Source organism: Anaerotignum sp. (assembly GCF_031981185.1).
Taxonomy (GTDB): Bacteria; Bacillota; Clostridia; order Lachnospirales; family Anaerotignaceae; genus Chakrabartyella.
This window is the reverse complement of sequence record NZ_DALYUL010000005.1, coordinates 69,383-83,713: the sequence shown is the minus strand read 5'-3', so window position 1 is coordinate 83,713 and position 14,331 is coordinate 69,383. Positions and strand designations below refer to the sequence as shown.

General features: G+C 39.8%; 12 protein-coding genes and 1 pseudogene. All 13 read left to right on the top strand.

Annotated elements, in window-relative coordinates; translation table 11 throughout:
• The coding region (locus RTK36_RS04085) for a hypothetical protein (RefSeq protein WP_312044616.1) at nucleotides 1-1,843 on the top strand (1,843 nt) is incomplete at its 5' end.
• Nucleotides 1,844-2,350: 507 nt separating this feature from the next.
• A complete protein-coding gene (locus RTK36_RS04080) occupies nucleotides 2,351-3,223 on the top strand; it encodes a radical SAM protein (RefSeq protein ID WP_312044614.1) in 873 nt (290 codons plus the stop codon).
• Nucleotides 3,224-3,247: 24 nt separating this feature from the next.
• Nucleotides 3,248-4,054, top strand: a complete 807-nt coding sequence (locus RTK36_RS04075; RefSeq protein ID WP_312044612.1) for a hypothetical protein — start codon at nucleotides 3,248-3,250, stop codon at nucleotides 4,052-4,054.
• Nucleotides 4,055-4,286: 232 nt separating this feature from the next.
• Complete coding sequence (gene spoIID, locus RTK36_RS04070; RefSeq protein WP_312044611.1) at nucleotides 4,287-5,207, top strand: stage II sporulation protein D; 921 nt, start codon at nucleotides 4,287-4,289, stop codon at nucleotides 5,205-5,207.
• A gap of 43 nt (nucleotides 5,208-5,250) precedes the next feature.
• Nucleotides 5,251-5,865, top strand: coding sequence for a M23 family metallopeptidase (locus RTK36_RS04065; RefSeq protein ID WP_312044610.1), 615 nt, complete (start codon nucleotides 5,251-5,253; stop codon nucleotides 5,863-5,865).
• Between the two features lie 125 nt (nucleotides 5,866-5,990).
• Nucleotides 5,991-6,512 (top strand): O-acetyl-ADP-ribose deacetylase, encoded by a 522-nt coding sequence (locus tag RTK36_RS04060; protein ID WP_312044608.1) that lies wholly within the window; start codon nucleotides 5,991-5,993, stop codon nucleotides 6,510-6,512.
• 854 nt (nucleotides 6,513-7,366) lie between these two features.
• Entirely contained in the window at nucleotides 7,367-7,912 is a 546-nt protein-coding gene (gene hpf / locus RTK36_RS04055) for a ribosome hibernation-promoting factor, HPF/YfiA family (protein ID WP_312044606.1), read from the top strand.
• Nucleotides 7,913-8,176: 264 nt separating this feature from the next.
• A pseudogene (locus RTK36_RS16565) lies at nucleotides 8,177-8,506 on the top strand (thymidine kinase); the annotation flags it as partial.
• Nucleotides 8,475-8,765 carry a hypothetical protein gene (locus tag RTK36_RS16560; protein WP_312044604.1) on the top strand — a complete coding sequence of 97 codons (291 nt, stop codon included), beginning with the start codon at nucleotides 8,475-8,477 and terminating at the stop codon, nucleotides 8,763-8,765. The pseudogene RTK36_RS16565 and the gene RTK36_RS16560, both read left to right, overlap by 32 nt.
• On the top strand, nucleotides 8,762-9,331 hold the full coding sequence (locus tag RTK36_RS04040; RefSeq protein WP_312044602.1) for an HD domain-containing protein: 570 nt from the start codon (nucleotides 8,762-8,764) through the stop codon (nucleotides 9,329-9,331). The genes RTK36_RS16560 and RTK36_RS04040 overlap by 4 nt, the downstream gene beginning before the upstream one ends.
• Complete coding sequence (locus RTK36_RS04035) at nucleotides 9,328-10,701, top strand: TrkH family potassium uptake protein (protein ID WP_312044600.1); 1,374 nt, start codon at nucleotides 9,328-9,330, stop codon at nucleotides 10,699-10,701. The genes RTK36_RS04040 and RTK36_RS04035 overlap by 4 nt, the downstream gene beginning before the upstream one ends.
• Before the next feature lie 12 nt (nucleotides 10,702-10,713).
• Entirely contained in the window at nucleotides 10,714-11,358 is a 645-nt protein-coding gene (locus RTK36_RS04030) for a potassium channel family protein (RefSeq protein ID WP_312044598.1), read from the top strand.
• A gap of 388 nt (nucleotides 11,359-11,746) precedes the next feature.
• Nucleotides 11,747-14,320, top strand: coding sequence for a preprotein translocase subunit SecA (gene secA / locus RTK36_RS04025; protein ID WP_312044596.1), 2,574 nt, complete (start codon nucleotides 11,747-11,749; stop codon nucleotides 14,318-14,320).
• Nucleotides 14,321-14,331: the final 11 nt, after the last annotated feature.

Here is a 14,331-nt window from a genome sequence, read left to right as displayed (position 1 = left end):
AAAATATAATATTACAGGTTATATTACGGCTTTAAAAAGCGGAGAAATTCGAATTGAAAACGAAAATACAGGAGCATCTGAAATTTTGACCTTCGATGGGAGCTGTGTATTCTATTTAGATAACAAGAGTGTGAGGAAATCAGAGCTGGAATCAAAATTGAAGGATAACAGTGATAAACATGCTTATGCAGGAATTAATACAAAAACAACAGTGGAAAAGGATAAAGACAGCAGCGGAAATTCCACACAGATTGAGAAAACCTATGTAACAGAGATTTATGTTACCTTTGCTGATGAATATACACGTACCGGCGTAGTGGATAAAATGGAAACCAATTATATTTCCTACAAGCCCACGGATTCGAGCTCTACAAATATGACATACTTTGATTCTGACTGTAAGTATTACATTGGGGATAAGTCCGTTTCTTTATCTGAACTAAAATCACTGGCAAATAGTGGAACTGTTTACGTAAAGATTACAATAAATAAAGAGAATAAAGCATCTAAAGTTGTTCTTTCCGAGGAAAGCTTTACTGCTGATAACAACTCCTCAGATAAAATCTATGATGTAAAGGACTTAACAGAATCTCAATTGGTTGTAAATTCAGGTGGAGATAAAATTACATATAAATTTGGTTCCACCAATTCAATATCCAATATAACTTTCTATACATGGGATGAGGATGATAAGGATTGGGTGACTGTTAAGGTTTCCAGTGCAGAGAGCTATTTTGATAAAAATGACAGGGCAAATAACAATGTGTATTGCAAGATTGAATTTAACAGCGGTGGAAAGATTAATAGAATTTATGTATCGCCCAAAAAATCAGCATGGTCTATTGGCAGTGATTCCAGTGCGGAAAGAAAGGCCGAAGTTGCCTCCATTTCGGATAACACGCTGAAGTTTAAAAACTCAACGATATCCTATACTTTATTGAATCAGTATAATGTGAAGATCAGACCAGACAAGGATGTAGACGCAATAACTGGAACTGTAAATGGAGAATTAGTAAAATACCCTCTATCTATTTTAGGTTCAGATACAAACTCACTAACTCTTTTCAGAAAAATGGTAGAGGCAAGTGATGTTACTGTTTATGCTGAAATAAAGGCGGATGGAAATAATGTTATTCAGTCTATAGAAGCAAGACCTACCGCAGCCAAAGGTAAGCTGGTTTCCTATGATGCGGATGAAAAAGAGTTGGTGCTTGAGTCCAGTAATGGCAAGGAAATAACCTTCACAACTACAAGAAACCCTAGTACTGGCACAGACGATTATGACAGTAAAGATTTGGAAACTTCAGGATACGTAGGATCTATTATTTCCTTAACCTTTAATAGTGATGGTGTTGTAACAAAGATTGCAGTAAATGAAAATGCCTACGAAAAGGGAAAAGTAAATGTAAAAGGGGTTGCTGAAGCTGCAAAAGATGGTCTGAAATTTAAAGGTAAATCCAAAGTATATTCTTGGTTGGGACGTTCCAACATAGAAATTCATAATTACAGTTTGGATTCTTCCTCTCTGGATCGAGTGAAGGATGCTATCGATGATAAAGACATAACCGTATACGCAGAAGTTCGTCTTACCGAGAAAGAACAGGTGGATAGAATTAACGTTTATGTGCAAGATGCAGAAGGTAAATTCGAGGAATTTGATGAAAGTAGAAACACAGTACGCATTATAACAGAATCAGGCAATAGATTTACGTTCAACACTGCAACGAACCCAACCATTAGCATTAGTGGCGTTGCATCAGGCAAGTGGAATGACTTGGCAGTAGGTAAATCGGTAAAGTTAACCTTTAACAGCGATGGATTGTTGAAATCCGTGAAGGGTTGATTCCGGGAATTAAAAAAATAAAGCAGGTATCCTAAAATAAAATTGGTTTTCTGTATTAAAATGGCCTTGATTATTTTAATAATCACGGCCATTTTTCATTAAGTAGATCTTTGAGATTGTGTCTAGAATAAAAAAACAAGGGGGCAATATGCCCCCTTGTTTTTTTGATTATCAAAGATAATCCATCTTTTTTGCTTTGTAGAATGCTGCCGCAATAAATATAAATAAAAAATGGGTGTGCCGATAAAAATCGGTTTTATCTATGTTTATTGGATTACAACGGAGTAAGAACGATAAATCCCGCATATAAAACAGCGAAAAAGCCGAAATTTCAATGAAGAGTCATTCGGTTATACTTATTGTAAAACAAACCACAAAGACCAAAAGTACAAGGTTTATTATAGCTAAATTTGCGTGAACTGTCAATTGTAAGAAATGGGTATTGATAATTTCCGACGAATCCCTGTATAATAGATGAAATAGTAAGGAAATAGGAGTTGATTAATTATGAGATATGAAGGAACAGTATACAGACCACCCAGTGAAGCAGGTAGCTTGATTATTCAGTTTACCATTGGATGTGCCAGAAATACTTGTACATTTTGCAATATGTATAAAGACAAGAAATTTCGCATCCGCCCTTTAGAAGAGGTGGCGCAAGATTTAGAGATGGCAAGGAATTATTACAATCGGGTGAAAGTGCGCCGCATTTTCTTGGCTGATGGAGATGCACTGATTGTTAAGACGGATGACTTACTCTACATTATCGGAAAATGTCATGAGTATTTTCCTGAGGTGGAGCGTATTTCTGTTTATGGTGCCCCTAAGGATATTTTGAATAAAACCCCTGAAGATTTACGCCGACTGAAGGACGCAGGCTTGGATATGGTCTATATGGGTCTGGAAAGTGGTGCCGATGAAGTTTTGAAGGATGTAAAAAAAGGTGTTACCGCTGCAGAAATGATTGAAGCGGGGAAAAAAGTAAAAGAAGCGGGCATGGTTCTTTCTATGACTGTCATTTCAGGCTTAGGTGGCAAGAAATATTGGAAAGAGCATGCTTTGGGCAGTGCAAGAGTAATTTCGGCAATCAAACCAGAGTTCGTTGGATTTTTGACTTTAATGGTAGAGCCGGGGACTGAAATGTACGACCAAGTGGGAAAAGGGGAGATTGACCTTTTGAATCCTCATGAGGTTTTGGATGAAACGGAGTTGTTTATTCGTAGTGTAGATGCTGAGGGTACCGTTTTCCGGTCCAATCATGCCTCTAACTATACGGCATTGGCAGGCACGTTGAATGAGGAAAAAGAAAAAATTTTGGCGCAGATTGAAACCAGTCGCCGTCGGAGCACATTCCGTCCCGACAGCTACAGAGGAATCTGAGCTTGCAGGTAAGGAGAAGGTAATATGGCGTGGCTGGGATTTGTCACCTTGATGACAATATATTGGTGTTTTTTTCTTTCCATTGTTTCTGGAAGATGGAGATGGCTTGTGATTTGTATTTGGCTTATGCCTATTTTTGCAATGACCATTCATCATGATAACAGTGGATCGGAAATTAATGGTCTGATGGTATTAATTTGCATTGTGATGTTCTTGGTTTGTAGACATGGACTTTTGGACGTAAAACTGTGGAACACAAGGGTTAGAAAACGTCACAATATTTTGTTTGGTTTGTTATATTGCATCTTATTTGCCATGTTTTTATATTCTTTTGCCCAAGCGCAGATTCATGGTTATATGTTGAATGTTCAAGGCTGGAAGAGTGATCACGGGAATGTTTGGACAATGCTGCTCACCATAACCCCAATGCTTGCCATAAATTGGTTTTTCACCAGAATGGTGTTCACCACAATTGAAAGACTTTATTGCAAAAAAAAAGAATTAACCCTTCTTTCCTGCCGATTTAATATTGCCAATGAAAGTGGTGTGGAAAAGGGAATTGGCAAGGGCTATTTTTTAGAAGGAATTCAAAATGGTGTAACCTATTATTTCAGAATGACTCGGCGTACCTATTATATGCTACAAAATGAGGTTGTTTTAAAATTGCAATTAAAGGTGGGTCTCTTTGGCGGACATTATGTCACAACGTTGGATACTGCCCAATATTTAAAGCAAATTGGCAAAATAGATCGACGGGATGCGAGACTTGGCATAACAGGAAGCGTTATCGTTGCGTTATGTGGCATTTGGCTTTTTTGGATTCGTGTCTAGCAACAATGTTTCTATACTTTCATTTTCATTAAGTAAAAAGTAGATTTAAAAAGCCTTAATTGCGTGGTTAGCAAAAATTGTTGCCATGAATTAAGGCTTTTTGTGCTTTCTTAAATGTTTCGGAAAATTCGGCAAGGGCTAAAAAAAGCTTTTTTTGCTCGTTAATCTTTCCTAGGAAAAAAGCATGGATTTTCTCTCTCTTTCATATGCTGAAAGGGGAGGAAGTGAGCGTATGGCAAAGAAGTTTTTGGGGATCCTATTGGGATATATTATAGTAGCAGTTATTCTTTTACCCTTGCTGATTACTTTGCTTTGGGGGGGATTCTCCAAAGAAGAGGTGAAAGAAGCAAAAAAATTGGTTCGCATAGAGGACGTATTTTCGCCAGAGCTTGAAGAATACATCGTGGGTGTTGTTTCTGCGGAGATGCCTGCATCCTTTCCTGAGGAGGCTTTAAAGGCTCAAGCTGTGGCTGCCCGTACATATCAAGTGCGCAAGATGCAAGAGGTAGGAACCGATCGGGTGATTTACGATGTAGGACAAGCTTATAATTCTGTTGCGGAACAAAAGAAAAAATGGGGAGAAAATTATATTGAAAATGCAAATAAAATCAGAACGGCAGTAAAAGAAACCCAAGGGGAAATCATGGTATACGGCGGAGAGCCGATTTTGGCTGTTTTCCATGCTCAGAGCGCGGGAAAGACGGAGGCCTCAGAAAACGTATGGACCAGTGCATTGCCTTATTTAAAAAGTGTGGATAGCGAAGAAGATAAAAAAGCGCCAAATAATGAATACACCTCCACCATTTCTGCCAAAGATGTTTGGAGTAAATTGTCAACGTTTGGAAAGCTCGGTCAAAATGAGGCAGAACTTACCTTTAGTAATATAGAAAGATCAGATGCAGGGTATATTCAAAATGTAAGAGTAGGTGGAATGAATTTAACGGGATTGCAGGTTCGCCAAGCCTTGGGATTGCGTAGTGCAAATTTTCAGGTGGAGCGCAAGGGTGATAACTTTGTTTTTGTCACCCATGGCTATGGACACGGCGCAGGGATGAGCCAATATGGGGCGTCTTTTTTGGCCAAGGACGGCATGGATTATCGGGAAATATTATGTCATTATTATCAGGGCATTTCCTTTGAAAATATTGCATAAAAGCCAAAAAGGCTGGCAAGAATAGCCTTGGAGGTGCAATACTATGAAGAATAAGAATAAAAGAACAGCAATGTGGACCGCAACAATTTGCGGATGCCTGTGTTTATTGGCGGTTGGCGCAGGTGTAGTTTGGCAAGCAATGGATTATCAAGAGGCAGTACCGCCAACCCCACAATTCCAGGAAAAGGCAAACGAGACACCGGCCGATCAGCAGACGCCGGCACCAAAGGCCACAACACCTTCCGCACCTGTTTTTGGCTATCCTGTGCAAGGGGAAGTGGTAATGCCTTATAGTGTGGACTGTGCAATTTATGATCCTACGCTAAACCAGTATCATACAAATGCCAGTGTAAGCATTTCTGCAGCGGCAGGTGACCCTGTACAGGCAGCTGAAAAGGGAACGGTAAAAGAAATTACCAAGGATGAAGAAAAAGGCACAAGCTTAGTAATTGAGCATGAGAACGGGTGGCTGACTACATACAGTCAGCTGGCAGAGGATATTTCCGTTAAAGTCGGTGACGCTGTAGAAAAGGGACAAGCAATTGGTACAGTTGGAGAACCTACAAAATATACCATTGCTTTAGGCAGTCATGTTGAGTTTGCAGTGGAAAAAGATGGGGCACCCGTTGACCCCGCAAAAGCTGTTCAAGACGAATGAAATTAACAAATTGGAAAGAAATTTATGTAAAAAAACAATTTTTTACAAAAATGCCTTTACGAATATTTAGAAAACAGCTACAATGAACGGTAGGAAGCTGTTTCCAAAGATAGGGGGGTATGGATATGCAACGTTTTTCTATCTTAAAAGGAGATATCGTAAAGGCAAAGACCGATGCGATTGTGAATGCGGCAAACACGTCCCTTTTGGGGGGCGGTGGTGTAGACGGCGCAATTCATCGAGCCGCCGGAGCAGAGCTTTTGGCTGAGTGTAAAACCCTTGGCGGCTGCAAAACCGGTGAAGCGAAAATTACAAAGGGCTATAAACTTAAAGCAAAGTATGTGATTCATACGGCGGGGCCTATTTGGAGAGGTGGGAAATGGAACGAGGATCAGTTGCTGAAAAGCTGCTATGAAAATTCGTTACAACTTGCCAGGGAAAATGGTGTGAAGAGCATTGCGTTTCCATCCATCAGTACAGGGGTGTACTGTTTTCCCGTGGAGCGGGCGGCAAAAATTGCGGTAAAAACAATATGCGATTTTTTAAAGACCGACACTTTCTTTCAACAGGTGCTTATGGTTTGCTTTGATGAAGATACCAAAGAGATATATTTAAATGCGCTCAAAGAGTACAGTAGAAAAAGCTGATACTTTGTATGACAGCATATTTAAACTGGATTTTTTGGCGGACAGCGATAGGGCTGTCCGTTTTTTTTTATAAAATTTAACTGCAAGGTATGGTAGGTTTTTGTAATTAGAAGAAGGGTTTCTGACATGCATTTTATGAATCAATAGTGTAGGATATTGTCTGTATTAAAAAACAATAATAATTACCATAAATGTATGTTCCTAGTAGGATCGAAACACTGGTGAAAAGAAAAAGGGGTATTGAAGCGCCATATGAAGCAGACTAAAAAGTAGTACCCGAACAGAGACAAAAGGAGTTATGTAGAGTCAATGTTGAATCCGACAAACCTAGAATTTGTGAACAATGTGGAAATCTATATTGTTTTTTCCACAATAAAAACCCTTTAAATCTAAGTTATACACAAAGTTATACACATTATCCACAGGCATAGCTGGGTATAACCTGTAGAAAAGTTCAACTTGTGTCTAATTTTGTCAAAACGAAAAAATATATATTTTTTGACAATAAGTTTGATAATTCGAAAGGATAACAGCATAAAATCATTTTTTTGTAAACCGAACGAGGATATTATGCACTATCTTTTCAAAAATGAAATAAAAAGATAAGAGAAAGAAAGTAAAAAAGTAACAAGAAAATGAATAGGATATTCATATATAAGAATTTTTTAGAACAAGAAACTACATAATAAGAAATTTTAGAAAATTTTGTTTTTTTTGGTTATAAAAAAAGGGTTTTTTCTTTTGAGGACGAATTATAATACTTATAGAAGGGTAGCCTTTTATAAGCTCCTCTTTCAAAAAAAAGAGGAAGGAACAAAGATCCTAACTTTGGATCACGAAGGGAGTTGTTTTTTATGGTATATAACATCATCGGAAAGAACATTGACGTATGGGACAAGACAAAGGAATCAGTAGAGCGTAAGATGGATCGTATTGAAAAGCTGTTTCCACAAGATGTAGCAGCTACGATTACCCTAAGTCTGGAGAAACTTGTTTCAACCGTAGAAGTGACGATTCCTATGAACAAAAGATTGATTCGTGCAGAAGTGAGTGATTCAGATATGTCGGCAGCAATGGATAAAGCCGTTGATATTTTGGAATCTCAAATTGTACGTTATAAAAAACGTATGCGCACAAGGGTACGTCAGAACGGTGAAAGCCAAATGGACGAATATCGGGCAATATTAGTTCCTGAGACCAGCTTGGATGAAGAACCATTGTTCAAAATTGAAAAAGTAAAGCATTTTGAGGTAAAACCCATGGATGCTGAAGAGGCAGTTATGGAAATGGAGTTGATTGGTCACAGCTTCTTTGTTTTCAGAAACGGAGAGACAGACGAATTAAATGTTGTTTATAAAAGAAAAAATGGTTCTTATGGATTGATTGAACCGGAATTTTAATATGAAATAAGGTGGTAATTCACCTATGAAGGGTGTCGACAACGTCGACACCCTTTCTCAAATTATAGGTGTAGAAATGTAGAAAGAACTTGATCGCTGGCTTTGAGCTGCTTTATTTGCTATAGATGGACAATGATGCATCCCGGTTTTATGGGATTGCAATATGGATGTTTTTTGGCAGAAAACTAAGAAAAAACTCGAATAAATATATGGTTTATGTTATGATGAAGAACGAAAGAATGGGAAACATAATGGAGGACAGATATGGCAAAATTATATTTTAAATATGGTGTGATGGGAAGCTCAAAATCTGCCCAAGCTTTGATTACGAAATTTAATTATGAAGAACAAGGCATGCGGGTATGGTTGATTAAGCCCGCAAAAGATACCAGTTATGGGCTGGAATTGGTTCGAAGCCGCATTGGTTTAGAGGAAAAAGGAGACGCTTTTGGGCAGGAAGTTGATTTATTTGGGGTATTCCAAGAGCGTGAAAAGGAATTTTATGAGGTAATTATAGTAGATGATGCTCAGTTTCTAGCGCCTAGCCAGGTGGAGCAGCTGCGTGACATTGTGGATATCTATAACGTTCCTGTTTTGTGTTTTGGACTCAGGACAGATTTTCGCACTAAGCTTTTTCCGGGAAGTAACAAGATTGCTGGAACTGGCAGATTCTATTTCAGAATTGAAAACAATTTGTGCTTGTGGCAAAAAGGCTACAGTAAATGCCAGACTAGATCAAGGGGGCAATGTGATTACCCAAGGGGAACAGGTTTATTTGGGAGGGCATGAGAGCTATCGCCCCATGTGTTATCGTTGTTGGAAAAAAGCAATTCATAAGGAGACTGAAAAATGACAGAGAAGGAGTTTTTTGATTTTATTCATACAGCGGAGAACTTAAAAAATAATACCCGCCATTCCGTTACAAGCCAAGGCAGGCCAGAGAGTGTGGCGGAGCATAGTTGGCGCGTATCACTGATGGCTCTTTTGTTGGAGGATGAAATTGCGGGAGCAGATTTTAACAAAATTATACGGATGTGCATTCTCCATGATATGGGGGAGGCGATAACAGGAGATATCCCTTCGTTTTTAAAAACTGAGGCGGATTCTGCCCATGAGGATCAGGTTGTTTTTCGGTTGATGGATACGCTACCGGAACCACAAAGGAATAAATGCAAAGCTTTATTTGAGGAAATGTTGGCGTTGGAAACAAAGGAAGCCAAAATATATAAAGCGTTGGATAAGCTTGAAGCCGTTATTCAGCATAATGAGGCGCCTCTATCCAGCTGGTTGCCTTTGGAATATGAATTGAACCAGACCTATGGTAAGGAAGAGGCAGAAAGGGCAGATGCTGTTATTATGGGTTTGCGTTTTGCAGAAATTGAACGCACGAAAAAGAAAATTGAGACAGAACAAGCATGAGCTTAAGAAAGGGGAATGTATTTATGGTAAAGGAACAAAAAATACATTTGCGCCTCTCAAATTTGCAAATTGTCACTCTGGGATATTTTTTCGTGGCAGTTGTAGGGACGATGTTGCTTTTGCTCCCCATTTCTTCTACCGGGGGAAAAACCACTCTCTTAGAGGCGCTGTTTACAGCTGTTTCTGCATCTTGTGTAACAGGGCTTGTTTTGGTAGATACCAGCACTCACTGGACGTTGTTTGGCCAATTTGTTATTTTAGTGCTGATTCAGATAGGCGGAATGGGATTTATGACCATTGGTATACAGTTTTTGCTGTTGGTGCGGCATAAAATCAGCTTGCGTGAGCGGGAAGTTATGGTGGAAAGCATCAATGCTTCTCAATTGGGCGGCATTGTAAATATGACAAGCAAAATATTTAAGTGGACTATTTTGTTTGAAGGGGTAGGTGCGGTATTATTGGCAATCCGTTTTATTCCTGAATTTGGATTAAAAAGGGGCTTATTTTACAGCGTTTTTCATGCCGTGTCTGCTTTTTGTAATGCGGGGTTTGATTTGATGGGAATGAAAAGGCCTTTTGATTCCCTTGTTTCTTATTCCAACGATGTATTGGTCAATGGAACATTGATGTTATTAATCATCATTGGTGGAATTGGTTTTTTTGTCTGGGACGATGTGAACACCCATGGTTTTCGTTGGAAACGATATAACCTGCATACAAAAATTGTGCTGACGTGCTCCTCTGTTTTGTTGATTGGCGCAGCCATGCTGTTCTTTCTTCTGGAAGGCAGCGCAACAGGGGCAGATATGGGTTTAGGGGAACGAATTTTAACAGCCCTATTTCAATCTATTACTTGTCGAACTGCAGGGTTTAATACCATTGACACTGGGTCGATGAGCCAAGGAAGCAAGGTGCTTTCTATGCTTTTGATGTTTGTGGGGGGTAGTCCCGGATCAACGGCGGGCGGTATTAAGACAACAACACTGGCAGTATTTATTTTATATGCGGTTAGCGGAATCAAAAGAGAAGGAAGGGCAACTGCATTTGGTAGAACCCTTCCTAGAGACTCCGTGGAAAAGGCGGTTTCTATTTTTACGATTAGCTTGGGGTTGGCTTTGACGGGCACTTTATTTATCTGCGCAATGCAACCGTTTGCTGGGATGGACGTGTTATTTGAGGTGTTTTCGGCTTTGGGAACGGTGGGCTTAACCACTGGGATTACCAGAGAATTGGCGCCTGTCAGTGCATACGTAATTACATTGTTGATGTTTTTAGGGCGAATAGGCAGCGTATCTTTGGCCACTGCGCTACTGGAAAAGAAGGCAAAGTCCCCCGTGTCTTTGCCAGAGGAAAAAATTATGATTGGGTAAAGGTGGGAGTACATGAAATCATTTTTAATTATTGGCATGGGTTCTTTTGGACATCATTTGTGCCGAAGCTTTGGTAAGTTGGATTGTGAAATTATGATTGTTGATGAAAAGCAGGAAAATTTAGAAGATATGCTACCTTATGTCACCAGCGCAAAAATTGGAGATTGTACAAACCCTGATGTTTTAAAGAGTTTTGATGTGGAAACTTTTGATGCATGCTTTGTTAGTGTGGGTGGCAGCTTTCAAAACAGTTTACAGATCACCAGCTTATTAAAAGAGCTTGGGGCGAAAATTGTTTACAGCAAAGCTGATGAGGATATACAGGCAAAGTTTTTGTTACGCAACGGTGCAGATGAAGTGATTTATCCAGAAAAGGATGAGGCAGAGCGAATTGCCATTCGAGCAAGTTCTGATAATATTTTCGATTGTATCGGCATATCTGATGACTATTATATCATGGAGATACAACCACAGCAGGAATGGCTAGGTAAAACCATTTGTGAGTTGGATTTTCGTAAAAGATACCATTTAAATATTATGGCTGTAAAAAAAGGAAAGCAAGTTTTCCCCATGCCTGATCTAAATTACGCATTTTCTGAAGGAGAGCACCTTATGGTGCTGGGGCATATTGATGATATTAGAAAAGTAACAAAATAGTTTTAAAAAAACCATTTTTTTTGTTCTGTAGGTATTTGCTGGGCAAGAAACGGGCAAAATGAAGACGGATAGACAAGGTATGGTGTGCAGCATTCTTTCAGGATTTGCATTGGATTAGGTACCCATTTTATTCTGCGCCAGTCTTATAGAAAAACGTATCTACATAGGACAGGTTTCGTTCTGTTGCGCTGTTGATAGGGTGGTTGTTTTAACATGGGGAACCGTACTTTACTCCCGTTAAGGAAAAATTAGTTAGAAAGTTTAAATCTTTGTTAAGAACCCCCGAAACAGGTAATTTATCCTTGCCTATGGGGGTATTCTGATGTTAAACTATAAAAATGTAATAGTCTGCCTGTTTGGGCAGAAAAAAAGAATGAGGTGGACCATAATGGGTTTTTTTGAAAAGATATTTGGCAATTATAGCGAAAAGGAAATAAAGCGGATTACCCCGATTGTTAAGCAGATTGACGGCTTGGCGCCTCAATTTGAAACCCTCACAGATGAGGAATTGAGAGGCAAAACCCAAGAATTTAAAGACAGATTGGCAAAGGGCGAAACCTTGGACGATATAATGCCAGAAGCATATGCTGTTGTTCGTGAGGCGGCTTCCCGCCCTAATGTGTTGAATATGCGCCATTTCCCCGTGCAGCTGATGGGCGGTATTGTTATGCATCAGGGTCGTATTGCCGAAATGAGAACAGGTGAAGGTAAAACGTTGGTGGCAACCCTATCTGCATACTTAAATGCCTTAGAGGGCAAGGGCGTTCATGTAATAACGGTCAATGATTATTTGGCTCAGCGTGACTCTCAGTGGATGGGCGAGGTTTTTCGTTTTCTTGGCTTAACGGTAGGCTGTATTTTAAATAATATGGATAACGAAGAAAGACGTGCGGCCTATGCCTGTGATATTACCTATGGAACCAACAACGAATTTGGTTTTGATTACCTGCGTGACAACATGGTAGTAAAAAAAGAGAGCATGGTCCAAAGAGAGTTACATTTTGCAATTATCGATGAGGTTGACTCCGTTTTGATTGATGAGGCAAGAACCCCTTTGATTATTTCTGGTAGTGGTTCAAAATCAACGGATTTATATCGCGTTGCAGATTTGTTTGTGAAACAGTTGCAAAAAGGCCGAATTATAAACGAAGATGAAGCAATGAACCCCCTGCTTAGAGAAGAGCTTCAGGAAGAAGGGGATTTTGTTTTGGATGAAAAAGCGAAATCCGTTGTATTGACCCAAGAGGGCGTAGAAAAGGCGGAAAAATTCTTTTCTGTGGATAACCTTTCAGACCCTGAAAATATGGAATTGCAGCATCACATTAACAATGCGTTGAAAGCGAATTACAATATGCATCTGGATAAGGATTATGTAATTGCTGAGGGCGAAATTGTTATTGTAGATGAATTTACCGGTCGTATGATGCCCGGCAGACGCTATTCTGATGGTTTGCATCAGGCCATTGAGGCAAAGGAAAACGTACAAGTTAGAAGGGAAAGCAAAACCCTTGCAACCATTACTTTCCAGAACTACTTCAACAAATATAAGAAGAAAGCAGGCATGACAGGTACTGCTAAAACAGAGGAAGATGAGTTCCGTAATATTTACGGCATGGACGTTGTGGAAATTCCAACAAACAGACCTGTTCAGAGAAATGATTTGCAGGACGTTGTATATCGTACTGAGGCAGGAAAATTCCGTGCCGTAGTTAAGGATATCATGGAGGCCAATGCGAAGGGTCAGCCTGTTTTGGTAGGTACCATAACCATTGATAAGTCTGAAGAGTTGAGCAAATATTTAAAAAGAGAAGGCATTAAGCATCAAGTTTTGAATGCCAAATACCATGCACAGGAAGCAGAGATCGTTTCTCTTGCTGGTCAGATGGGCGCAGTAACCATTGCTACCAATATGGCAGGCCGTGGTACAGATATTAAGCTTGGGGATGGCGTTGCTGAAATTGGCGGTTTGAAAATCATTGGTACAGAAAGACATGAATCCAGACGTATTGATAATCAGCTGCGTGGTCGTTCCGGTCGTCAGGGTGACCCCGGTGAATCCCGTTTCTATATCTCCCTTGAAGATGAATTGATGCGCTTATTTGGCTCCGAAAAGACCATGAAGCTTGTGGATGCCATGGGCATGAGTGAGGATGACCCCATTGAAGCGGGCATGTTGACAAAGGCAATTGAAAATGCCCAGAAGAAGGTGGAGGGTAACAACTTTGCCATTCGTAAGCATTTGCTTGAGTATGATCAGGTTATGAACGAACAGCGTGAAATCATTTATGGTGAACGCCGTCGTGTTTTATACGGTGAGGATTTACGTGACAGCATCATGGCCATGATTCATCAGGTGGTAGCACGCAGTGTTGACACCCATATGACGGATGAACAGCTTCCAGAAGAATGGGATATGGCTGCATTTAGTGAGCATTTTGCATCAATCATTCCTGTGGGCAAGATAAACATAAAAGAAGATGCCTTGGCACAGATGAATAAAGATAAGCTTAAGGAAAATTTGACGAAGCTTGGCGAGCAGTTGTATGAAATGAAGGAAAAAGAAATTGGCGAAGCAGAGCGTATGCGTGAGCTGGAGAGAGTTATCATGCTTCGTGTGATTGACCAGAAGTGGATGGATCATATTGATACCATGGATCATATGCGTCAGGGTATCGGTCTGCATGCCTATGCGCAGAGAGATCCTTTGATTGAATATAAGTTTGCAGCTTATGATATGTTTGAGGATTTAAGCAACAACATTCAAGAAGATACATTGAAAATTCTGTATCGCATTCGCATTCAGACAGAAGTGCAACGAGAAGAAGTAGAACAGCCTATGTTTACAAACAAGGATGATTCCGCAGTAAAACAGCCAAAGAAGCGTAGTGACGAAAAGGTTGGCCGTAACGATTTATGCCCTTGTGGTAGCGGTAAAAAATATAAGCACTGCTGTGGCAGATAATGATTTGCAAT

Coding starts and splice junctions, on each gene's coding strand:
- RTK36_RS04040 (WP_312044602.1), top strand. CDS start 8,762: ATGACAGAGAAGGAGTTTTTTGATTTTATTCATACAGCGGAGAACTTA.
- RTK36_RS04060 (WP_312044608.1), top strand. CDS start 5,991: ATGCAACGTTTTTCTATCTTAAAAGGAGATATCGTAAAGGCAAAGACC.
- RTK36_RS04065 (WP_312044610.1), top strand. CDS start 5,251: ATGAAGAATAAGAATAAAAGAACAGCAATGTGGACCGCAACAATTTGC.
- secA (WP_312044596.1), top strand. CDS start 11,747: ATGGGTTTTTTTGAAAAGATATTTGGCAATTATAGCGAAAAGGAAATA.
- hpf (WP_312044606.1), top strand. CDS start 7,367: ATGGTATATAACATCATCGGAAAGAACATTGACGTATGGGACAAGACA.
- spoIID (WP_312044611.1), top strand. CDS start 4,287: ATGGCAAAGAAGTTTTTGGGGATCCTATTGGGATATATTATAGTAGCA.
- RTK36_RS04030 (WP_312044598.1), top strand. CDS start 10,714: ATGAAATCATTTTTAATTATTGGCATGGGTTCTTTTGGACATCATTTG.
- RTK36_RS04075 (WP_312044612.1), top strand. CDS start 3,248: ATGGCGTGGCTGGGATTTGTCACCTTGATGACAATATATTGGTGTTTT.
- RTK36_RS04035 (WP_312044600.1), top strand. CDS start 9,328: ATGAGCTTAAGAAAGGGGAATGTATTTATGGTAAAGGAACAAAAAATA.
- RTK36_RS04080 (WP_312044614.1), top strand. CDS start 2,351: ATGAGATATGAAGGAACAGTATACAGACCACCCAGTGAAGCAGGTAGC.